We start from the raw sequence: 23,451 nt of genomic DNA, 5'->3' as shown, positions 1-23,451 counted from the left end.
TGAAAGTATGTCTTTAGCGAGATAGAAGATTGTTTCGATAACAATCATTTTGATGGGTTAAACGCTCCATATTATGGTTGTTATTACAATCGAAGCGCGCCCTTATAAACTATTACAACCTATGATAAACGTACGCATGGAGTGATTTATTTAGCAGGCCATGCGTTCTAATATAGGATTGACTATAAGCTGTTTGATAGGCTCATACCGTTACACAACCATCAGGTAATTATGACTGACCATGTTTTATATATACTAGGTATCTCTACGTCAGCAGCATTGCTAGCGTACATCGTACTGTGGTCAATATTACAAACGTTCAATGCTAATCCTACCAAGCGATTTTTGCGTATCTGGGTGAAACTGGTACTCTATTACGCAGCCTATACCATGCCCGTTTGGATCGTATTAATGGTGATAGGTTGGTCGCAGAATATGCTACCCGTATTGGCAGCGTTGTCCGTACCATCATTGCTGATAGCTATATTCGCAATGGGCATGTACTTTTATACTGTAGTGGTGCAGCCTAATTGTTTACGAGTAGAGCATCATGCTGTTGATTTAAATTTAGCAAAGCCACTTACTGTCGCTGTGCTAGCTGACTTACGCATTGGGATATATAGCGGTAAGCCGCGCCATATTCGTAAGCTTGTTGCCACTATCAATGCTTTGTCAGCGGATGCCGTATTGATTACAGGTGACTGGCTGTATTATCCAAGTGCAGATTTGGTTGGGCAGCTCATGCTGTTCAAAGCGGTCAATAAACCTGTCTATACGGTGATGAGTACGTCGGATCTGTGCTATCAATCGATTAATACGACCAAGCAAGGTCAGCCACTGTTGGAAGATACGTTGGCCAGCACTTTTGATGTACTTGATATCAGTTATATCGGTCAGCAGTGTACCTCGTTGCCGCTTAAGACTATGGATATCGGCGCGGTGAATAGCCGACCATTGAACCAAGATATTCTTAGACAGCAAGATAGTGATGCCAACTCAGTGGTCGCAGCGCTCTGCGGCTGGCAAGATATCCCTCAGAGACTCGCTGATATTGATGACTCAAACACGGCTGCAAAAGTAGCGCTTGGTGCTGAAATCGCCAATGCTATCAACCCTGTTATTATTTTGGCTTCACGGTTTGATAGTCTCAGAGACTTGCCCAAATCTTTACAGCCGCGACCGTTATTGATTACGGGTGCTGCGAAAGCCACTCAAGAGAACAGTTGGTGGGCACAAAAAACCCAAGGCGTGCAACAGAGCGATGAGCAATCGACTTTGTCAAATAACAGTCGGTTGGGTAAGCAGCGAGGTTTATATCAACATGCCAGTGCGCAGATATTCGTCAGTAGCGGTATAGGCACACGAGGGCTGCCTTTTCGGTTGTATCGCCCCACTATCGATGTGTTGACAATTCGTTAATATGTGCCAAAATTCTTATAAGTGCTCATCAATTGCGCTAAACTGAATGTTAAGTAATAATGTCAGTATTGATGTGCTTTTTTGAGCATTATCTGGGCATTATGGGACAAGAGAGGCGACGTGTTATTTGCTGCATAATAACCATATTGACCGTCAATTGATTGATAGCGGTCAAATTAAAATATGCTACACTAGCAGGCGTTTTTATTATTTAATTTTTATTGCTGAATAAGCCTTATCAGTCATTGGCAAAAGCAACGTCAATACGGATTTGAGCACATCATTATTTATGTGGCGGCTGCTTTTGCAGTAGAAAAATGTTTATTTTAGAAAGATACTTATTTTAAAAGTATATTTTTTAGAAAGTTACTTAGCACTACCATCAGGCAAGACATTGCTAATTGCGTTTATGGCTGCACATAATATTATGTGCAGCCATAAGCATGAGAATTGGCTCTTGCAAACGACCTATCATGTGACAGCTTTGACAAAAGCTAGGATAATACAGTAAGGCACGGTTATGAGCACAGCATACGACGAGATCAAAACCCGACTACAAGGCTCAATGGTAGCTTTGGTAACGCCCATGCATCCTGACGGCAAGGTTGATTATAAACGTTTGGCAGATCTCATAGATTGGCAGATTGAACAAGGCACCCATTGCTTAGTTGCTGTCGGTACCACTGGTGAGTCAGCGACACTGTCTATGCAAGAGCATAGCGATGTGATTCGCTACTTTGTACAGCATGTCAAAGGTCGTGTACCGGTCATTGCTGGTACAGGCGCTAACAATACAATGGAAGCCATCAAGCTGACTCAAGATGCAGCCGATGCTGGTGCAGACTGCGCATTGCTCGTAGCACCTTACTATAATAAACCACCTCAAGAAGGTTTGTTCCAACATTATAAAGCCATCGCTGAAGCGGTAAATATTCCGCAGATGCTCTATAACGTACCAGGACGCACAGTCGTTGATATCGCCCAAAATACCGTTGAGCGTTTATGTGATATTGACAATATTGTGGCCATTAAAGATGCGACCGGCTCTGTCAGCCGCGGCGAGCAATTAATTAAAGCCGTTGGTGATAGAATGGTTGTGCTGTCAGGTGATGACGGTACTGCGCTAGAGTTGATGAAATTCGGCGGTAAAGGCAACATTTCGGTGACGGCCAACGTCGCACCGAAAGCGATGAGCGAGACGTTTACGGCTGCGCTCCGTGGTGATTTTGATGCTGCTAATAAAGTACATGATATCGTTAAACACTTACATCGTGACCTATTCATCGAATCAAGCCCTATCCCAGCTAAGTACGCCTTACATAAAATGGGCATAATCGATAAGGGCATTCGTCTGCCATTGGTTTGGCTAGCGGAGCAACATCATGCGACTATTGATGAAGCATTGGTTCGTGCTAACTTAATATAGATTCGTTTGAATTTGCTATAAAATTGAGCGCTATAAATGCTAAGTCAGTCACTGATGATAGGCTTAGCGATATCTATATGACCTCATACACACGATAAGCCAAATAAGCAATCATTGCTAACTCAGAGAGATAATATGATGAACAGCTCATCAAAGACCACAAAAATATTCCCTGCGATGCTGACCTTGATACTAGGAAGTACCTTAGTATTGAGCGGCTGCCAAGCGACTAAAAACTTACTTGGTAAGCGTGACAACGGTAGCTTAGAGTATCAGCAAAGCAAAAAGCTTGCGCCAATAGAGCTGCCAGCTGCTACAGAAACAGCACCTTTCGTACCCTTATACGCCACACCTGACGCAGGTGCAAATACGCTAAAACTAGCGAACGAATCTGGTAGCCAGTATAAATTACCACAGCCTCAACGTGCTGTAAGCGGTCTTCCGAATTAAAACTATTTCCCTATTTTTACCGTTGGTTTTTTATACTCGTTAATTTAATTATTAATACTGTTATACAAATACTAGCGGTAGCTGCGCGTTTTTACCACATAAGCTTGAACGAACAGGAACTCTCATAATGCAAAAGCAACAACTGCTGTATAAAGGTAAAGCTAAATCTGTCTATGAAACAGAAGACAATGATCTTTTGATTCTACATTTCCGTGATGATACATCAGCGCTTGATGGTAAGCGTATCGAACAGTTAGCACGCAAAGGCGTGGTCAATAACCGTTTCAATGCTTTTATTATGCAAAAGCTGGCTGATGCTGGCATCGAAACGCATTTTGAAAAGCAATTGTCTGAAGACGAAGTGTTGGTCAAACGTCTAGATATGATTCCGGTTGAGTGTGTAGTACGTAACTTTGCTGCTGGTAGCTTGGTTCGTCGTTTGGGTTTAGAAGAAGGCCAAGCATTGACGCCGCCTACTTATGAGCTATTTTATAAAGACGATGCGCTTGGTGATCCAATGGTCAATGAGTCACTATCTGTATCTCTTGGTTGGGCAACTGAAGCACAATTAGCAAGAATGGAAGAGCTGACTCATCAAGTGAACGATGTATTAAAAGCACTGTTTGATGCAGGCGATTTGATACTGGTTGATTTCAAGCTAGAGTTTGGAGTATTCCATGATCGCATCGTTTTGGGTGATGAGTTCTCACCAGATGGCTGCCGTATTTGGGATAAAATCACCAAGAAAAAATTGGATAAAGATCGTTTCCGCCAGTCACTAGGTGATGTGATTGAAGCTTATGAAGAAGTGGCAAACCGTATTGGTGTACCATTAAACTAAGCGGTTAAGTTTCATCATATACAATAAAAGACTGAGCCATGCGCTCAGTTTTTTTATGGCATTATATTAATGTCGGTTCCCTAGTAAGGACTCGAATCTTTGGCTGTGGATTAATGGTACAAACGTTTTAACTCGCTGAAATAGTCACAGTGTACTTCATGGTGTACTTACCATACATATTCTATTCGTGATCAGTGCGCTATACAGGCATCGAACTCCTAGTATTAGCTGTGACTTCAGTAGCTATGAAATCGGTAATATGGGTCATGCAGACCTATGTATTGGGGGTAGTACAATCCTAAACGATTAATCAAACAGACTATCCAAAATGACGATTTAGATATTTGAGGAATCAACATCAAAGAATTCATAGGTTATTGAAAATTGGGATTATAAAATGAATGAGTTTATCGACCAGTTTATGCCATACATTAGTAAAGATATTTGTTGGAACATAGATATAAATGCTATTGACGGACTTAAAAATGAAGAAATAGATGTTTATACGGAGAAGTTAAACATAGAAGCCAAAGGGGATTTCAGGCTTTGGTTACAGACTTTTGGTAAATGCTCTGGAGGCCTTTTTATGGATGACTTTTTTGTATTCAATAAATACAATAATCGTTCTGATGAGACAACATTTTTAGTTCATATGAGTATCAACTTAGGGTGGCAACAAGAACTAGTTGATGAGGGTTTTATTACTCAAAAAGATCTTGATGGTAAACCTTACTTTTTTAGTCGATTGAATGAAACGTCTTATTATTTTATTTATACGACAGATCCAGAACTACAAGTTTGGCACTACTGTGATGGTGACGATACATTTGAATGTACCGGATTTAGTTTTATAGAGTACCTTAAAAATTATCTTAGTGGTATAAAATGCTCTAAAGGTATTTGGCTAAATAAATCTGATGTACTTAGAATATCAACATCAGATTTGTTTTAGGTAATCAGCGTTTGAGCTGACTTGAACTTACTATATTTAGCCTATACCCTAACGGAACCAGTTATTTTGCCCCTCAAACCTATTAACAAACCACCTAAAATAGACTAGATTTGTGGAACCACTCAAAATAGACTGCGATTTTTATCTGTTTATCAGTAATACTTAATGATGAAATCCTCTTTATCCATAAGTATTGATGCTTAATACGCACTATCAATATTGGCCTTTTGAACACAGTTTTATAGCTTAACTCGTATAAAAATCAAACATAGCATAAACATTGTCCTCAATACCTTATCTTACTTTTATGCTAATTTACTAGGGCGTGTCCTCATTTTAAAAATGGTGATAAAAATGAGATAAATCGCAGTCAAACAAGAGAAATAGCGCAGATAATATCGAGATATTAGTCAGCTATTTGACGCCGTTTGGCAAGATTTAGCCATTTTTAACCCATTTAGATGACTATCGATTGAATTGAGGACACGCCCTAATACTTGTTTATTAGTATTTGGTCATGTCAATTAGATTATCAAAATAAGAAAAGGTTTCGCTAATGTCTACTGCCTCGTCAACTGTCTTAGCACCTGACTGGTTTACGCGTCCAACTTGTGTAGTCGCTGCTGACTTGGTTGGTAAAGTGCTCTGTAGAAAATTGATAGATACCGATGGCACCGCGAAAGTACTGCGAATGCGTATCTCAGAGACCGAAGCCTATATCGGTGAAAGTGATCCTGCCTGTCATTCCCATGCAGGCACACGAACCTCACGTACTGAAATCATGTATGAGCAAGGCGGTGTGTTCTATGTCTATTTGACCTATGGTGTACATCATATGCTTAACCTAATCAGTGGTGCTGCAGAGTCGCCGGAGTCAGTATTGATACGAGCTGGATTTTTGACAGAGGATAGTGATCGTCTAGTTGACGAACAACTACTTAGCCCAGACAAACAGCTTAGTCATCCCAAGCAGTTTGCTGGCCCTGGGAAGCTAACCAAACGATTGCAAATTGATCGTGATTTATATGGCAAGGTAATTGGCCTAGCGTCAGCTGTTTGGATAGAAGATGATGGATGTCAGCCTTTAATATCGCTGCGCCCACGTATTGGCATTGACTATGCAGGTGAAGCGAAAGACTGGTTATTACGTTATGTTTGGAGCGATCATGCTTCTTTATCCAAAAAATAGTATCGCCTGTAGATTGGACAGTTTATTTTGGATATATTTTATGGAATCAATGTAGAGAGGATGGACGATATGTATAAGCTCACGGTTTTTATCCCAGAATCTGCTCTAGATCAGGTGAAGTCTGCTTTGTTTGTCGCCGGTGCAGGCACCATTGGTAACTATGAGCAATGCTGTTGGCAGGTAAAGGGAACAGGACAGTTTATGCCATTATCAGGTAGTACGCCGCACATCGGTACACATGATAGCTTAGAAATGGTCGATGAATGGCGAGTTGAAATGGTCGTTGCTGAAGCAGTCATTGAAACTGTTATCGCTGCGTTAAAAGAGTCTCATCCATATGAGACACCAGCTTACGATGTGATAAAGGTCTTAGATTTCTAGTATTTGAATTGAAGATATGCTCTATTCTTGCATAATAAAGTGAAAAAAAAGGTCAAATATACCAAGGGCTGGTTTATTTGACCGTAGGCATCAAGAGGTGAGCGATGCCGAAATTTTATACTCGTATCTATACTATAAGATACGAATGTTATGAATAGTAGTGGTGTTGAAATCTAGTCTTTTTTCACCTTAATGACATTTAGATTGGGATAGCCAAGTAGTATTTCATAATCTTGTGAGCCACGTCTTGCTTCGATTTCAAACACACCGCGATTATTTTTTTCTTCAAGCTCAATATCTTTTATACGGTAACCCATCGCACTAACTTTTCTGATGGCTTGTTGTTTAATGGCTGGGTAGCGGGATTCTCTTGTAATATTGCCTTCGACATCACCGTTTTTATGATGCTTACTGTTTTTATGCTTACCATTATTTTTATATTTGTCTTTTTTATCATGGTTTTTTTCGTATCTATCATCTTTTCCAGTAGATGACCATGATTTCTTGTCTGAGCTGATAAGCCTCAAGTTAGGATACGTATACTTAAGCTCGTAGGCTTGTTTACCTTTGGTGGCATAAACCGTAAGTATCTGACTGCCTCGGTAATTGCTAGCTTGAATGTCTCTGACATCATAACCCTTGCGACGTAAGTCTTGACGTAGCTGCTGACTAACGCGGTTAACGTTATTGTTACTCGTATTGCTATCACGGTACACAGGGCGATTGTCATAAGGAGAGGCTATAGTGGTACAGCCGACCATCGTGCCCAACAAAGCAACAGCAAGCCCTGATGAAAGAATCGTTTTTACGGTGGAGCGTTGTAGTGTTCTCATAATGAATCTTCCTATTGTTTGGTATAGCACAGCGACTGTGTATTTTTAACTATGTACTCTTAACTTGGTATGCTTAATTTAATGGATTTGACATCTATTATATTAGCGATCACTACCATACTAGCGAAAACACCTTGCCTAGCAGCTGCGTTCTGATAATCCAACTAATGATGAAATATTTACTTACATTATCAATCATAAGGTATAAAGCTTGGTGTTAGATGTCATTTACGTTAAGAAGTTGTAAATGAACAAAACAGTCATGCATTAGACATAGTCTCTAAGACAAGCCGTTGAGTAACATAATACAAAGACATCCAACTAATAAAATACTCAATTAATAATAAGGAAAAAAATGCCACTCAAACTTATTTTGTTTTCAGGATTTTCAGGTGCAACGGTATTTATAGGTGGACTACTGGCCAATATGTTTGACCATCATATTAAAGACAGTCCGGTTAAGGCGCAGCTGGTTCATACATTAATGTCTTTTGGCGCAGGTATTATTTTGTCTGCGTTGGCATTGGTCTTAGTACCCAAAGGTATGGATGAGTTAGGTGTTTGGGGCGTGATGGGATCGTTCTCATTTGGCGCTATCTTATTTATGTTGATAGACCGAAAGCTAGCATCGTCAGGCAGTCAGCAGGCAACGTTGCTAGCGATGATGATGGATTTTGTGCCAGAGTCTATTGCTTTAGGTGCTGTCTTTGCTATCGAACCACAAATGGCATTGTTGTTGGCTATTTTTATTGGTTTGCAAAATTTGCCTGAATCTTTTAACTCATTTCGTGACTTAGTGCGCAGCGGTTTTAGTGTGCGAAAGACATTGACCATATTTTTTGGTTTAAGTTTTTTTGGTATCATCTCAGCACTTATTGGGCATTTTTTATTGAGTCAGCACCCTAATGTTACTGCCCACTTAATGACGTTTGCGAGTGGTGGTATTCTTTATTTATTGATTCAAGACATCATTCCTGAAAGTAAGTTAGACAATAATTATCTGACGTCACTGGGTGCCTCACTAGGATTTTTGGTCGGCGTGGTCGGTGAAATGGTCATTTAGCCATGTAAAAGCAAGACAAATTGGCTCATTATTAAAACGCGTGTAAGCATATGCTTACACGCAATGACGCTTATGCGACTTAACATCAGGTTAGGAATTGGGCATTATAGTCACACGGCATTAGGAAATGTGACTCAAGGATTGAGTTGACCGCATGAAGGATAATGACTGACTTATTAGCATCAGGATGATAATAATGAGTGAGGTAAGGACACATAACCTTTGCTGATAGCAGCAGTTAATGCTGTAGACGTAGTAAATAGGGCAGGATGCCCAGTATCACAATATGCTGAAGACTATGCAAGGATGTATAGGAAACGGTCGTGATAGGTAACATGGATAGTTAACAATAAAACCGCATAACAATTAATTGCTATGCGGTTTTATCGTGTCTGGGTATTGAGAAACTTTATTAAGCTGAAGGACGAATGATTTTTTATCTGTCCGCTTGTCCTCAATATATTTATCTACCTCTACAGAAGTCATTAGCCAATAAAAAGCCACATAGGTTCTATGCGGCTTTTTGTCTTTTATTATTAAAATAAATTAGTATTTATTTTCACGGCGCCAGTCATCTACTTCGCGCTCGGCGTCGTCTTTGGCGTGGCCATAACGCTCTTGTACACGGCCAACCAACTTGTCACGGCTGCCTTCAATATGCGTTAAATCGTCATCAGTTAGTTCAGCCCATTTTTGCTTTACTGAGCCTTTTAGCTGATTCCATTCACCTTTTAGCGTATGTTCATTCATTGTTGTCTTCCTTATTTTATTGAACGTGCTTGAGTAAATCTTATTTTTAACTGCTCTTATTATTGATTGTTTTTGTAATTATTTAATCACTAAAGCAGTTATTTTTTATTGTTATTGACTGCCTTGTGGTAATAAATATAATCAGTTTTGACAGCGGTGTCTGTACATCCAATGTTTATAGTGTTGCTTAATTATGATGAATGGCATAGGTCTGTTACCTATACCATCATTGTGTCAAAATCGGGCTCACTTGTGTTTACAATACGTAGTAGCCATCAAACATATTTTTATAAAATTATGATTTCAAAGCCATTTAAATTTATAAAGTGGTTCTATTGAGCGCTTCATAATCATAAAAATGTAAATAGCAATGCACCTATAATGCGGTCAATCATACGAATAACTTTTAACGTTGATATTACTGTGTGGGATTTTTTAAGGTAGCCAAATATGTGTGATAGCGTTTGGTCAGCTTTTTTAATCGAATGCGATCAGCAATGAGCGAGAATATCGGTGAAGCATCGGGTTTAGGTAGCTTGCCTTTACCCATACGCTGCAGTTGGCGCTTGATCACTGCCATAGTAGCAACAGCGCTCAAGGTTTTATCACGCCATTGCACAACTGGATTATGAGCGCTAATGGTTTCATCTTTTTTCCAATCATTGGGTAACGAAGGGTTCATGGCGAGAGCGGTGCCCATACCAACGATATCAATCCCCTGCGCGAGTACATTTTCTGCAACGACCAAGCGTCTAACGCCACCTGTGGTCATCACTGGCATGGTAGCTACTTGCGCAATCTCTTTTGCAAAGTCTAAAAAATAGGCTTCTCGTTGTAGTGTTCTACCATCTGCTGTACTACCTTGCATAGCAGGACTTTCGTAACTGCCACCAGACAGCTCAACCAAATCTACCGCCAACTCATTCATGGCTAAAATAACCACTTTTGCATCGTCTGCATCAAACCCACCACGTTGAAAATCGGCTGAATTTATTTTGACCCCAATGGCAAAATTGGATGACACTTCAGCACGAACCGCTTTAATGATCGCAATCAATAGTCGCATACGGTTTTCAATTGAGCCGCCATATTCATCTTGGCGCTTATTGGTCAGTGGTGATAAAAATTGAGAAATGAGGTAACCATGGGCGGCATGAATTTGGACGCCATCAAATCCCGCCTGTTCGGCTCTGATTGCTGTGTCTACGAAGCGTTGAATGAGCTGTTCAATATCTTGTAGCGTCATGGCATGTGGTTGGCTAAATAGGCCAGAGTGTTTACCCAAGTCAATGGCCACATCAGAAGGCGACAACACATCACCACCCATGGCAGCATACACTTGACGGCCAGGATGGTTGAGTTGCATCCAAACGTGCGTGTTGTTTTGTTTGGCAGCCTGTGCCCATGCTGTAAAAGGAGCGATATTGCTGTATTTATCTAATACGATGCCACCAGGGCCTGTCATCGCACGGCCATCCACCATGACGTTACCAGTGATCAAAAGAGCTGTGCCACCTTCAGCCCAGCGCTGATATAAGTGCAAAAGTACATGGCCAGGAATTTGGCCTTCATCCGCCATGTTTTCTTCCATAGCAGCTTTAGCCAAGCGGTTAGGAAGAGTGGCGCCACAAGGCAATGTGAAAGGGGAAAAAACAGATGATGTCATGATGGCAACCTAAAAATTTCATTTTGTGAAGCACGAGTTCTACTATGGGTTTCACTATAGACTTATGGTTTAAATGACTATAACCTTATAGTTGAAATAATAGCTATCGGCGTGTGGCCGTCATCATCACATTTTTTCGGCGCAATAGCACTCAAGGTAAATTACTGGTGTGTCGATTTAATTATTTATCGAATAAGTAAATAAACAAGGATGCTTCTTCATTGACTGTACTAGCGCAATATTCAGATGTACCAACAGAATCTAAACGTGAGATGGCGAAAGCCAAAACGCGCCGTGCATTATTGAAAAGTGCATTAAGGCTGTACAGTTTAGAGGGTGCTCAGGGCATGAGTATGAATAAAGTGGCCAAAGGTGCTGGTATTGCGCAGCCAAGCTTTTATAACCATTTTGACAGCCTAGACGCGCTGCAAAATGAACTGAGTGCTCAGCTAAAAGACAACTATCTGTCACCCATGCGCATGGCGTGGGTCGATATGCTTAAAGATTATGATGTATTAAGTAAAGCGCAGTTTAATGAGCGCTGTCAGCAATGTTTGGTGATGATTTTTGATTCGGCGTTTCAAAATATTGCACTGTTTCAGCATTTGCTAGAGGATCGCCCACGGTTTACTGCCAATATAGAAAACCAATCTTCGTTAAACAACGGATTGGGCAATTTAGTTACCGAGATACAAGAAGAGTGGACAGAGATATTTCTTCAAGGATTGCAGCTATCCAATCGTTCTTGTGAACGCAGCGCTGTCAATCTTTGTGTTGATATTGCTGCTGCACAAGTACATGAGCTCATATTAGGCTGTCATCAGCAGCGCTACTCAAGGCAGCAAGCGATTGCCACATTGAGTACCAGCTTTGATGCGCTGTTCGCCAATTTTTTGCACGGAAGCAATAGTAGTGAATAACGATAATAAGCGAAAACTATTATCGTAAAAACTAGGATTAATCAAACACAACAGGGAGAGTTATTATGGCCACAACCATGGCTACACCAACGTTAGGCGAAGAGCAAACGCATTTTAGAACTTGTACATTGTGCGAGGCGATGTGCGGTGTTGAGATAAAACACGACGGCGAAAAAGTCTTGTCGATTAAAGGCGATAAAAACGATCCCTTTTCGCAAGGTTATATTTGTCCAAAAGCAACGGCTTTGCAGGATTTGCACGAAGACCCTGACCGTTTGCGCCAGCCAGTCGAGAGAACGGCCGATGGCTGGAAAACCATCAGTTGGCCAGAAGCATTGGATAAAGTGGCCGCAGGTATTCAATCCGTACAGCAAAAATATGGCCAAAACGCATTGGGGGTTTATCTTGGTAACCCCAACGTACACAACATGGGCGGTATGCTGACCATAAAACAACTGCTTACCAGCTTAAAAACTCGCAGTCGTTTTTCTGCCACCTCAATCGATCAATTGCCGCACCATATCGTCAGTATGCACTTATTTGGCCATATGCTACGCATTCCAGTTCCTGATGTGAACCACACCCAATACATGCTCATTATCGGTGGCAATCCGCTAGCTTCTAACGGCAGTATCATGACTGCCCCGAATATGCGCCAAAAACTAAAAGACATCAAAGCCCGTGACGGCAAAGTGGTGGTGATTGATCCAAGACGTACAGAAACCGCTGACATCGCTAGTGAGCACCATTTTATTCGCCCCGCGACAGACGTGTTGCTATTACTGGCGATGCTGAATGAAATCTATGCGCAAGGCTATGCTAAGTTAGATAGCAAAGTCGCTGCATTGGCACCTGAGATTGACCGACTTGCTTTGTTTGCTAAAGAATACACGGCTGAATCTGTAGCAGATATTACGGGTATTACCGCTGCTGAAATCAAACGTATTGTGAAAGAGTTCTGCGAGGCAGAAAGCTCAGTCTGCTATGGCAGAATGGGTATCTCGGTGCAGGAGTTTGGCCTACTGAGTCAGTACCTGTCTATGGTCATTAATATCGTCACAGGACGCTTAGACGAAGTGGGCGGGCTGATGTTCCCTAATCCTGCAATGGACGTTGTGAACAGCTCAGGCCCAGGCTATTTGGGTAAACGCCACAGCCGCGTGAGCAACTTGCCTGATTTTAATGGCGAGTATCCTGTGGTCGCCATGGCAGATGAGATGTTGGTCGAGGGCGAGGGGCAATTAAAAGGATTCGTCACCGTTGCGGGTAACCCTGTGCTCAGTACCCCAAATGGTGAAAAGCTAGACAAAGCGCTGTCAAAACTAGAGTTTATGGTGTCACTCGATTACTTTGTGACCGAGACCAGTCGTCATGCCAATATTATCTTGCCACCTGTATCGCCATTAGAGCGTGACCATTACGATGTTACGTTTAATGGATTTGCAGTGCACAATGTCGCCAAATACTCGCCTGCTTTGTTTGAGAGATCAGAAGAGACGAGACACGATTGGGAGATTTATTTAGAGCTGGCCGATCGCTTGGATAAAGATGCGCCAGAAGCAACGCAAAAAGAGCGTGCAGCGATAAAAGCATTTGGGCCGAAATTTGTTTTAGAGCAAGGTCTAAAGTATGGGCCTTATAAAGATGTCACGTTAGATGTACTCATGGAAAACCCGCATGGTATCGATTTGGGGCCATTGCACAGCATGTTGCCAGACGCTATTAAGCATGCAGACAAACAGATTCATCTTCATGTGGATTTTTATAAGGCAGATTTGGCACGTGTCAAAGAAATGGTGCAAGAATATGACAGTAGCCAAACGCTGCTCATCGGCCGCCGTCATGTGCGTAGTAACAACTCGTGGTTGCACAATAGCCATCGATTAGTAAAAGGCAAGTCTCGTTGTACGTTGATGCTGCATCCTGACACAGCGGCGCAGCATGGTATCGTTGATGGTCAATCTGTAAAAGTCACTTCACGAATCAGTAGTGTGATCATTGCAGCAGAAGTGACCGACGAGCTGATGCCAGGCGTGGTGAGTATTCCGCATGGCTTTGGTCATGGCCGTAAAGGGGTCAAGCAAAAAATCGCCCAAGCACACGCAGGGGTGAGCGTGAATGATTTGACCGATGATACCTTGATTGATCAGTTAAGTGGCAATGCGGCAGTTAATGGTGTACCAGTACAACTGGAAGCGCTTGAATCAGCAACGGATGACGCATTGGCTACCGCATCATAAACCTTGATAGATAGCGTAATCACTTAAGAATTGTCCTAAATTTAAAGTAAAAAGAAGGCGCTTACTATAGGTAAGCGCCTTCTTTTTTGCACAAAATCTTAATCTATCGCTTATTTGATTAAGTGCTCATACCGACAAAGTCAAAATCAACGTTAGGGGTTTCGCCTTGGATTAATAAACTAAGGGCTTTTGCAGAACCACAAGAATGCGTCCAACCCAGCGTACCATGCCCAGTATTGAGCCATAAGTTGTCAAAAGTAGCTGAGGCATTATGGCTGCCGTGTTTGACTTGACCGCAGTGCGCACGGCCAATCAAAGGCACGTTCGATGGGGTCATAGGGCGTAGTCCTGTCCAATATTGTACCGAGTTTGCAATAATGCCTTTGGGGAACAACTGCTGTACGCGTCGAGTAATGGCTTCGCAGCGAGTGGTATTCAGATCTAAGTTATAGCCATTAAATTCTGCGGTGCCAGCCACACGTAATTTATCACCCAATCGTGAGGTGACCAGCTTAAACTCATCATCAATCAAGCTAACAAAAGGCGCTAAATGCGGCGCTCGTGGGTTGACGGTATAAGTAGCCGAATAGCCTTTTGCCGGAAATATTGGCGCGTGTATACCCAAAGGCTTTAGCAATGACACGCTATAGCTGCCAAGTGCTAATACATAAGTACCTGCAGTAAAGGTTTGGGCGTTTTCACCTGCTGGACGAATGGTGATACTGTGCACGTGCGGATGCGCAGAGTCTGTATCGGTATTGAGTGCTAAAATCTCGGTATCATATAAAAACTGTACACCAGCATCAATACAGCGCTGTGCCAAACGTTGGGTAAACAGGTGCGCATTGCCAGACTCGTCACGACTGGTATAGGTTGCTCCAGTCAGCTTATGAGCAATTGGGTAAAGCGATGGCTCTAAATTGACGGCGTTATTGATATCAATCACGTAGCGCTCACAACCGAGGGCTTGCATGCGTTCGGTTGGTTCTATAGCTGCATCAAACTCTGCCTGATTAGTATAAAAATGCATGATACCGCGAGTTTGCTGTTCGTAGTCAATGCCGATATCCGCACGCAGCTGCTGTAAGGTATCTCTTGAATATAGACCTAAGCGTACCATTTGTACGAGATTGGCATCGGCTCTATCGGCGCGGCACTCTTGCAGAAACTGCATCGCCCATTTGAGCTGAGCTTTGTCAGCCCGCAAGCGATACAGAAGCGGTGCGTCTTCTTTAAACAACCACTTGAGCGCTTTCATCGGAGTTGCAGGATTAGCCCAAGGTGTGGCATGTGACACCGATATTTGACCACCATTTGCAAATGAGGTTTGCAAACCTGCTGCGGGTTCACGCTCAATCACAGTCACATCATAGCCTGCTTGACGAAGATACCATGCGGTGGTCACACCGACCACGCCTGCTCCAAGTACTGCAACATGTGTCATAGGGTTCTCTACTGTGATTGTCTAATGGCCTGACAGCAATGGGTCAAACTTCTAACACCATCTATAGGGCAAGTTTTTATTTGGCGCGGGCCACATCAGCTTGCAGGGCGGCTGGCAAGTCTAGTGGCGTCAGTAAGCTATCAACAAGGTATTCTGGACGAGTGATGACCAATGCTTCAAAACCTTCGGCATTGGCAATCGCATTGACCACTTGGATTTTATCAATCTTGTTACCTGCAGCTGGTACCTCACCAGTGCCTTTTACATAGTGCAAAAATGCTTTGGGTGCTGATTTAAAATAAATACGAGCGATAACTTCTTGACCCAGATAGCAGCCTTTGTCGTAATCCATACCGCCGCGCTGATGCAGACGCAGCTCTTGCGGTTGGAATTCACCTTGAGTGGTAGCTACGATCCAATAGTTACCAGTGGCAATACTGCATTGCATCCAAGCTTGTGTATCCTCAGTCGTATTATGATCGTCTTTATGGCTAAAAGTCGGTACATTATCAAGGACACAAGGATAAATTGGCATCGGCGCGCTGGTTTCAAATTTAGAAAATGCACCATATTTTTTAAGGTGGGCTTGTAGAGCATCCGCGCAGTCAGCACTAATGACCACATCATATTGCTTTTCTGCTTGTTTCTTAATCCAAATACCAAATTCAATGCGTCCCTTTAAATTACCAATGGCAGCAGCTTGATAGCTGAGGCCGAGCTTGGTGACATCACAGGTCAACTGTCCTTGAAAGAATTTTTCGGCATCCTCGCCTTGAATGGTTAATTGGGCAAACTTTGGTAATATCGATGCATTTGAAATTTGAGTCATTATTATTATCCTTAAACTAAATGAAGCTAAGAAGAGTACCACAAAAAACACGGTCATAAAAAAGCTCGTGGTTAAGTGGTGAGTTAACAGTTAAATTGGGCTCAGTACCCAGTTTTCAACCGTACAAATTGGTTAAAATTGTCGAGTTACGGTACAATGTTGGCTCTAGTAAAAACCTAATCTGTCATGGCTGCCGAGGAAATAATGAGCTTACCAAATTGCCCTAAATGTGATGCTGAATATACGTATGAAGATGGTGCGTTACTGGTATGTCCAATGTGTGCTCATGAGTGGACGGCGGCTGAGACCGATGCTGCGCAAGCTGAAGAGCAAGATGCAGTTATTCGTGATGCTGTCGGCAACGAGCTACAAGACGGTGATGCGGTGACTGTGATCAAAGACCTAAAAGTCAAAGGCTCTTCACTCGTCATCAAAGTAGGTACCAAGGCAAAAAGTATTCGTTTATTGCCAGATGCTACTGACGGTCATGATATTGACTGCAAACTCGATGGCTATGGCCCAATGAAGCTTAAGTCTTCTGTTGTTAAAAAAGCCTAGCGTTCCAGATATGCTTGAAAAATTTTATAATAAACAAATATAAAGCAGACGTTTAATCACAAAAAATTGTCGCTATAAGTAGAGAATAACTATGAGTACTAAAAACGAACAGCTCTTTGCACAAGCCAGCAAACATATCCCGGGTGGTGTTAATTCACCTGTTCGCGCCTTTGCAGGAGTCGGTGGTACGCCAATCTTTATGCACCGTGCCAATGGCAGCAAAATTTATGACACCGAAGACAATGCCTATATTGATTATGTCGGTTCTTGGGGGCCGATGATTTTGGGTCATGCGCATCCAAAAGTAATCGATGCGGTCAAAAAAGCGGCCGATGATGGTCTAAGCTTTGGTACCCCAACACCGTTCGAGACGACAGTTGCAGATAAAATTTGCGAAATCGTGCCTAGCGTCGAAATGATTCGTATGACCAGCTCTGGTACCGAAGCAACCATGAGTGCGATTCGCTTAGCACGTGGTTACACCCAGCGTGACAAAATCGTTAAGTTTGAAGGTTGCTACCATGGCCATTCAGACAGTCTGTTAGTAAAAGCAGGTTCAGGCATGCTTGATATCGGTGAGCCCACCTCAAAAGGCGTACCTGCTGATTTTGCTAAGCACACGATTACGATTCCTTATAATGATCCGCAAGCGATTAAAGATTGTTTTGAGAAATGGGGCGAAGAAGTCGCTTGCGTTATCTTAGAGCCTATCGCTGGCAATATGAACATGGTCATTCCAACACAAGAGTTCCATGATACGTTGCGTGCAGAGTGTACTGCCAATGGTGCAGTATTAATCTTTGATGAAGTCATGACTGGCTTTCGCGTCGGACTTGGCGGAGCGCAGGCACACTTCGGTATCGACCCTGATTTAACTTGCTTTGGCAAAATCATCGGTGCAGGTCTACCTGTTGGCGCTTTCGGTGGTAAAAAAGAAGTCATGTCTTGCATCGCCCCACTTGGCAGTGTCTATCAAGCGGGCACGTTATCAGGCAACCCACTCGCGATGCGTGCTGGTATTGCGATGTTTGAAGACTTAACGGCAGACGGTTTTTATGACGAATTAGCAGCGAAAGTTGATCGTTTAGTAGACGGTTTCCAAGCAGCGGCTGACAAGCATGGTATTAACCTTCGTACCAATAAATTGGGCGGCATGTTTGGTATGTTCTTCGTTAGAGACAAGGAGACTGCTGTGCCTCAGAACTTTGATGACGTGACAGAGTGCGACATGACTGTATTTAATACCTTCTTTCATGGCATGCTAGATCGTGGTATCTATCTTGCACCCTCTGCTTATGAAGCAGGTTTTATGTCAATCAAACATAGCGATGAAGACATTGATGCGTCAATCAAAGCGGCTGATGAGATATTTGCTGAAATGGCCAGTGCTTAATTTATTCTGACTCAACGTCATAAGTAGCATTGATCAAGGCAATCAAAGCCATAAAAAAACCAGTACCTTAAGAGGTGCTGGTTTTTTTATGGCTACTTATTTTCTACAGTCATCTATTTACTTTTGATGTTCTTAATATCGGCATCTAATTGTACGCGGCGTTGCTGTGTATAAGTGGTCAAACAACCATTGAGCGCCATTGGGTAAGCACTACCGCCACGAACTGAACTGGCAGAAAACTGGCAAGCTTTGTCTCTAAAATCGATCCATGCTAGCTGCACCTCTTTTAGTTCTTTTTTCTCAGAGCTGTTAAGTAAGCGCTGAAAATTACGGTAAGATTGGTTTAGCTTTTGGTCTTCTACGGCCAATCTAGCTGCAGCGCACTTATTCATATCTGTTTGAGTATAGGCATTGTCGCAGGTGTCTGCTGCAGACGCTTGAGCACTGACAAATAGTCCTGTTGACAGTAAAGCAAGACAGCCGACTTTTTTAACATGGCTCATGATAAACATATAATCTCATTATTTGTATGAAATGGCATTTAGCATAGCATGGCTATATTCCGGATATATCTCGAATTTATGAGGGGTTTAGTAAATGTGTGTATGTGATTGCACCTATATTTTTAGGCTGATTCAGCTAAGTTTTTAACCTATATACTGGTCATAAAAGTCGATGCATATGGCCCAAAAAATACTGCTAATAACAGAGCCCATAAAGTGACTCAGCCGCTTAAAAAATCATGATTAGAGTATGCTATGCTGAGAAAAATATACTCAGCAAGGACGCTAACTCATGACTACCAGCACCAATGATATGCCTAGCAGTAATACACCACCGTTATGGCAAGCCTCGTATGAGAAACACGGACTAAGAAATAATCTAGATGTGTTAGAGGGCAAGCACAACCTGCTAGAGTTACTGCAACCCAAGATAGAACAACATAGGGATTCTGTGGCTTTTAGTATGGGGCCCGCTACGCTTACCTTTGCACAACTGGATATTGCCAGTCGCCGCTTTGCTGCTTTTTTACAAGCAAAAGGAATCAACAAGGGCGATCGTGTCGCGGTACAACTACCCAATATATTGCAGTATGCAGTCGTGTTGCTTGGCTGTTTGCGCTCAGGCACCGTACTGGTAAACGTCAATCCAATGTACACCCATTATGAATTGGCACACCAACTGACGGATGCTCAAGTTAGCGTGCTGGTTGTCCTTGATGGGATGACCGCCGCTTTCGATCAATTAGACGATGCAGTGAAATCGCAGCTGTCACTGGTGGTACATTGTTCTGTCAATCCGAATGCTGAACCTGCGGATAACGACATTGCCTTACTTACCCAACTTGAAGCCTCAGCTGATACTACTCGTCAATTCAATCAAACCAATCAAGCCAAAGCCGATAATGCTGCAAATGATATCTCAGAGCAGAATGTCAGCTTTGCGCATATTATGAATACATACCACGCTGAGCAGTGTCAGGCTGTGACGATTACACGTGATGATTTGGCCTTATTACAATATACAGGTGGCACGACAGGCAAACCAAAAGGCGCCATGCTGACACACTATAATGTCATGGCCAATATCTGCCAGTGCTATGCGATGTTTGGCATGGCGATTGAAGCCGGCCGTAGCGAGCAGATCAAGATACTGAATCCTTTACCGCTCTATCATATTTTTTCATTCACTGTTTGCGGTTTGCTCGGGATATATGGTGGGTGGGAAGATATATTGGTTACCAATCCACGTGACATCGATGGGCTAGTCAATACTATTGAGCAGCATCGTCCGCATGTCATTCCTTCTGTGAATACCTTGTTTATTGGTATGCTCAACCATCCAAAATTTGCTGGCCTTGATTTTAGTCGACTGGCCTTATCTATCGGTGGTGGCACCGCCATCATCAAGGCGGTATCTGATCAGTGGCAACAAGTGACAGGCATGATGATTCATGAAGGTTATGGAATGTCTGAGACGGCACCAGTTATCTCGTTCAATCCACCCGGGATTACGAATTTTAATGGTAGCGTTGGTCTGCCGTTAGCAATGATGAATATCAAAATTATTGCTGAAAATGGATACTCCTGTGCGATCGGAACACCTGGAGAAGTCGGCATCAAAGGACCACAAGTGATGCAAGGTTATTGGCAGAAAGACAATACAGATACCTTTACTGAGGATGGTTATTTCAAATCTGGCGATATTGGCGTCATGGATCACGATGGTTTTTTGACACTCGTCGATCGTAAAAAAGACATGATATTGGTCTCAGGATTTAATGTTTATCCTAATGAAGTAGAAGCTGCATTAACTGAACATCCAAAAGTGCTAGAAGTGGCCGTCATTGGTGTCGAAGACAAACACAGCGGTGAAGTTCCCAAAGCTTTTGTGGTCAAAAAAGACCCAAGTTTAACGGCTGATGAACTGATGACTTTTGCTATTGAGCGTTTGACTGGCTATAAGCGTCCGCAGTCTTATGTGTTTATCGATGAGTTACCGAAGACAGCAGTCGGTAAAATATTACGTAAATCTTTGCGATAAATGAATACGTCATTTCACTAATGAATGTGGAATGACACGAATAAAATCCTCAAAACGAATAAAAAACTGGGCTGCTATTTTAAGCAGCCCAGTTTTTTAATGCGTGCTGTATGTAACGATTGAATTTTATCGTGATTTATCAAACTTGCGATCTCTCAAGCTTAAGTTGCCGCGCACCACATCGCCATACATTCGGAAGTCGCTAGCAAAGCTTTTTAACGGAAACTTAAAAGAGGCAGGTTTATTTTTTTCAAAGAAAAAATGACCCACCCACGCACAAGCATATCCTGCGGCAATACCTTTGAGTAACGGTTTGGGAGAACGGGTTTTGACAGACTTGGCCAATCCTAATAATCCAAAACTACTACCTGCGAAGTGCAAGCGACGGCAAGCCATGTTTTGATGCTCATCCAAATAGAAATCATAAAATTTCTGCTTAGTCGGCGTATTGGTTTTGACTATTTCTTTTTTTGCATTGCTATTGATCTGTGTATCAGCAGTTTTGGCCATGTTCTGTGTGGCAGTTGCATTCATTTTTAGCTTCCTTGCTAGTGGTGTCGTGTATGCCATATAAATTAAGGCAGATTTTAACACTGGTGAGTAAATTTCTTTCTATTGAGATGTGGATTATAGGTGATAGCCTATTTATAAGCTGACACCAAGTCACTGTTATTTATTATAATATTGGTGGCTTTCAATGTAGCAAACCCATATTATTAACACAAGCAATAGATGCTGAGTGTGCCTCGTTTACTGTAGATATGGTGTCATGACACGTTCACTGTGATTTTGTGTCGCTTGCGAGTGTTTGGCATAAATGCTTTAATGGCAAAAATAGCGTCTATTCGTATAGATAGCCCTATTTTATGCATCTGTAATTTTTGCACAGATCAGCCGCCTGATTTTAATAAGTATTCTTTTTCCTTTATCTAACATGGTAACGACTTCTCCTATGCCTATTGACTACCTTACGAATCCACCGCTTGCTGATGACGAAATGATGGCAGCCATTGATATTGGCTCCAACAGCTTTCACCTAGCCATTGCGCGTCTTGATCATGGTGAGGTGCGAAAAGTAGTGTCTATGTCTGAAAAGGTGCAGCTGGCCGCCGGATTAGATGAAAATAAGATCCTAAGTGCAGCAGCTGAAAAGCGTGGTCTCGATTGTTTGAGTCGGTTCGTGGCGCGCTTGGACTCAGTGCCTCCAGAGCGTATTCGTGTGGTTGCAACCAATGCGTTGCGCCAAGCCAAAAATGCCAACGACTTTATTGCACGTGCCAATAAGATTTTGCCCAAGCCTATTGAAATTATTGCAGGGCGCGAAGAAGCTCGATTGATTTATTTGGGTGTTTCGCACACCAATGCCAGTAGCGATAAACGCTTGGTGATGGATATCGGTGGTGGTTCGACAGAGTTCATTATTGGTCAAGAGTTCGATCCACTATTGACTGAAAGCCTACAGATGGGCTGTGTGTCTTTTACGCAAAAGTATTTTTCTGACGGATTGATTACCAAAGAAGCCTTTAATAATGCCATCTTGGATGCCCGCAAAGCAGTGTTGGCGATTAATGGGCGTTATCAAAAGACGGGCTGGAGTAGCGTGGTTGGCTCCAGTGGGACGATAAAAGCGGTGCGTAACGTTCTAGTGTCCAAAGGCTGGGCTGATGAGCAAGAATGCATCACTTATAAAGGTGTCAAAAAACTAGAAAAGCTACTGCTTAAAATTGGCAACGTTGATGATATTGACTTAGAAGGTGTTAAAGAACACCGTAAAGCAGTATTCCCAGCAGGAGTAGCTGTGCTGCTTGCTATCATGGATGTGTTGGGTGTAGAGAGTATTACTTACTCAGATGGTGCGCTACGTGAAGGGGTAATGTACGACATGCTCGGCCGCTTTGTGAGCGAAGATGTACGTGATCGCAGTGTGATGGCATTGATTAAACGTTATTCAGGCGACAAAAAGCAAGCCAAACAAGTGGTTAAGACCAGCCGTCATTTATTTGAGCAAGTAAAAGATAAGCTTACGCTGACCAACGATGACTGTGACTTGCTCAGACGTGCGGCCTTCTTGCATGAGATAGGACTAGCGATCAGTCACAGCAGCTATCATAAACACAGTGCCTATCTGCTCGAATATTCAGATATTCCAGGTTTTTCGCAAGTCGATCAAAAACGAATGGCGCAGCTGATGCTCAATCATCGTCGTAAGCTCAAGGCGGATATGCTTGAGCAGACGTGCACTATCGGTGGTGATCAGCTCGTCTATCTCTGTTTGCTATTACGTCTGGCAGTATTGGCGCATCATAGCCGCAGCGATTATGAGTTACCAGAATTAGAATTAAAGGTCATGGATGATAACTGTTGGCAAATTACCGTTATCGATAGCAGTGAGCACTATGCTTTCTTATTGTCTGATCTCCGTACTGAAGCGGATCAATTTGCCAAGTGGGGCGTGAAGCTGAGCGTGGTTGAAGCTTAATGCTGATAGAAATTACGGTTGTAATTATTAAGCTAAAGATTCGCGTAACAAAAGCTGCTCTGTCGGTAATGTTA

General features: G+C 42.5%; 21 protein-coding genes. 14 read left to right on the top strand and 7 right to left on the bottom strand.

Annotated features, from left to right (window positions below):
- Positions 1-231 precede the first annotated feature (231 nt).
- From AAEY75_RS04455 to AAEY75_RS04425, 7 genes are all read left to right on the top strand, one after another.
- Positions 232-1,419, top strand: a complete 1,188-nt coding sequence (locus AAEY75_RS04455; RefSeq protein WP_352258671.1) for a hypothetical protein — start codon at positions 232-234, stop codon at positions 1,417-1,419.
- A gap of 520 nt (positions 1,420-1,939) precedes the next feature.
- A complete protein-coding gene (gene dapA / locus AAEY75_RS04450) occupies positions 1,940-2,845 on the top strand; it encodes a 4-hydroxy-tetrahydrodipicolinate synthase (RefSeq protein ID WP_110921977.1) in 906 nt (301 codons plus the stop codon).
- A gap of 135 nt (positions 2,846-2,980) precedes the next feature.
- Positions 2,981-3,295, top strand: a complete 315-nt coding sequence (locus AAEY75_RS04445) for a hypothetical protein (RefSeq protein ID WP_406947802.1) — start codon at positions 2,981-2,983, stop codon at positions 3,293-3,295.
- A 127-nt stretch (positions 3,296-3,422) separates the two neighbouring features.
- On the top strand, positions 3,423-4,136 hold the full coding sequence (gene purC, locus AAEY75_RS04440) for a phosphoribosylaminoimidazolesuccinocarboxamide synthase (protein WP_352258669.1): 714 nt from the start codon (positions 3,423-3,425) through the stop codon (positions 4,134-4,136).
- 397 nt (positions 4,137-4,533) lie between these two features.
- Positions 4,534-5,088 carry a hypothetical protein gene (locus tag AAEY75_RS04435; RefSeq protein WP_352258667.1) on the top strand — a complete coding sequence of 185 codons (555 nt, stop codon included), beginning with the start codon at positions 4,534-4,536 and terminating at the stop codon, positions 5,086-5,088.
- Positions 5,089-5,644: 556 nt separating this feature from the next.
- Complete coding sequence (locus AAEY75_RS04430; RefSeq protein WP_352258665.1) at positions 5,645-6,277, top strand: DNA-3-methyladenine glycosylase; 633 nt, start codon at positions 5,645-5,647, stop codon at positions 6,275-6,277.
- Positions 6,278-6,346: 69 nt separating this feature from the next.
- Entirely contained in the window at positions 6,347-6,658 is a 312-nt protein-coding gene (locus tag AAEY75_RS04425; protein ID WP_352258663.1) for a YqfO family protein, read from the top strand.
- Between the two features lie 173 nt (positions 6,659-6,831).
- Here the strand turns inward: AAEY75_RS04425 and AAEY75_RS04420 are convergent, their stop codons facing one another.
- Positions 6,832-7,491, bottom strand: a complete 660-nt coding sequence (locus AAEY75_RS04420; RefSeq protein WP_352258661.1) for a hypothetical protein — start codon at positions 7,489-7,491, stop codon at positions 6,832-6,834.
- Positions 7,492-7,846: 355 nt separating this feature from the next.
- Between AAEY75_RS04420 and AAEY75_RS04415 the strand changes: the two genes are divergently transcribed.
- Complete coding sequence (locus AAEY75_RS04415; RefSeq protein ID WP_352258659.1) at positions 7,847-8,554, top strand: ZIP family metal transporter; 708 nt, start codon at positions 7,847-7,849, stop codon at positions 8,552-8,554.
- Between the two features lie 546 nt (positions 8,555-9,100).
- Here AAEY75_RS04415 and AAEY75_RS04410 read toward each other — a convergent pair.
- Positions 9,101-9,304 (bottom strand): CsbD family protein, encoded by a 204-nt coding sequence (locus AAEY75_RS04410; RefSeq protein ID WP_110921969.1) that lies wholly within the window; start codon positions 9,302-9,304, stop codon positions 9,101-9,103.
- Positions 9,305-9,722: 418 nt separating this feature from the next.
- On the bottom strand, positions 9,723-10,970 hold the full coding sequence (locus AAEY75_RS04405; protein ID WP_352258657.1) for an NADH:flavin oxidoreductase/NADH oxidase family protein: 1,248 nt from the start codon (positions 10,968-10,970) through the stop codon (positions 9,723-9,725).
- Between the two features lie 221 nt (positions 10,971-11,191).
- On the opposite strand from AAEY75_RS04405, the gene AAEY75_RS04400 reads away from it, so the two are divergent.
- Both AAEY75_RS04400 and AAEY75_RS04395 read left to right on the top strand, forming a co-directional pair.
- The gene (locus tag AAEY75_RS04400; RefSeq protein WP_352258655.1) at positions 11,192-11,890 is read left to right on the top strand and encodes a TetR/AcrR family transcriptional regulator; all 699 of its coding nucleotides are present in this window, start codon (positions 11,192-11,194) and stop codon (positions 11,888-11,890) included.
- 65 nt (positions 11,891-11,955) lie between these two features.
- Complete coding sequence (locus AAEY75_RS04395) at positions 11,956-14,130, top strand: molybdopterin oxidoreductase family protein (RefSeq protein ID WP_352258653.1); 2,175 nt, start codon at positions 11,956-11,958, stop codon at positions 14,128-14,130.
- 118 nt (positions 14,131-14,248) lie between these two features.
- On the opposite strand, the gene AAEY75_RS04390 is transcribed toward AAEY75_RS04395, so the two are convergent.
- Both AAEY75_RS04390 and ygfZ read right to left on the bottom strand, forming a co-directional pair.
- Entirely contained in the window at positions 14,249-15,574 is a 1,326-nt protein-coding gene (locus AAEY75_RS04390; RefSeq protein WP_197215630.1) for a D-amino acid dehydrogenase, read from the bottom strand.
- 76 nt (positions 15,575-15,650) lie between these two features.
- The gene (ygfZ, locus tag AAEY75_RS04385; protein ID WP_197215632.1) at positions 15,651-16,403 is read right to left on the bottom strand and encodes a CAF17-like 4Fe-4S cluster assembly/insertion protein YgfZ; all 753 of its coding nucleotides are present in this window, start codon (positions 16,401-16,403) and stop codon (positions 15,651-15,653) included.
- 204 nt (positions 16,404-16,607) lie between these two features.
- Here ygfZ and AAEY75_RS04380 point away from each other — a divergent pair, with 204 nt between their 5' ends.
- Both AAEY75_RS04380 and hemL read left to right on the top strand, forming a co-directional pair.
- Positions 16,608-16,961, top strand: a complete 354-nt coding sequence (locus AAEY75_RS04380; RefSeq protein ID WP_058025320.1) for a zinc ribbon domain-containing protein YjdM — start codon at positions 16,608-16,610, stop codon at positions 16,959-16,961.
- Between the two features lie 91 nt (positions 16,962-17,052).
- Complete coding sequence (gene hemL / locus AAEY75_RS04375; RefSeq protein ID WP_352258650.1) at positions 17,053-18,354, top strand: glutamate-1-semialdehyde 2,1-aminomutase; 1,302 nt, start codon at positions 17,053-17,055, stop codon at positions 18,352-18,354.
- A gap of 113 nt (positions 18,355-18,467) precedes the next feature.
- On the opposite strand, the gene AAEY75_RS04370 is transcribed toward hemL, so the two are convergent.
- Entirely contained in the window at positions 18,468-18,866 is a 399-nt protein-coding gene (locus AAEY75_RS04370) for a lysozyme inhibitor LprI family protein (protein ID WP_352258648.1), read from the bottom strand.
- A 283-nt stretch (positions 18,867-19,149) separates the two neighbouring features.
- On the opposite strand from AAEY75_RS04370, the gene AAEY75_RS04365 reads away from it, so the two are divergent.
- Positions 19,150-20,898 carry an AMP-binding protein gene (locus tag AAEY75_RS04365; protein WP_197215635.1) on the top strand — a complete coding sequence of 583 codons (1,749 nt, stop codon included), beginning with the start codon at positions 19,150-19,152 and terminating at the stop codon, positions 20,896-20,898.
- 126 nt (positions 20,899-21,024) lie between these two features.
- Here the strand turns inward: AAEY75_RS04365 and AAEY75_RS04360 are convergent, their stop codons facing one another.
- Positions 21,025-21,432 (bottom strand): Mpo1-like protein, encoded by a 408-nt coding sequence (locus tag AAEY75_RS04360; RefSeq protein WP_197215636.1) that lies wholly within the window; start codon positions 21,430-21,432, stop codon positions 21,025-21,027.
- 418 nt (positions 21,433-21,850) lie between these two features.
- On the opposite strand from AAEY75_RS04360, the gene ppx reads away from it, so the two are divergent.
- The gene (ppx, locus tag AAEY75_RS04355) at positions 21,851-23,377 is read left to right on the top strand and encodes an exopolyphosphatase (protein ID WP_352258645.1); all 1,527 of its coding nucleotides are present in this window, start codon (positions 21,851-21,853) and stop codon (positions 23,375-23,377) included.
- Positions 23,378-23,451 lie beyond the last annotated feature (74 nt).

Source organism: Psychrobacter sp. TB55-MNA-CIBAN-0194 (assembly GCF_040309505.1).
Taxonomy (GTDB): Bacteria; Pseudomonadota; Gammaproteobacteria; order Pseudomonadales; family Moraxellaceae; genus Psychrobacter; species Psychrobacter fozii.
This window is presented reverse-complemented; position numbering and strand designations above follow the sequence as displayed.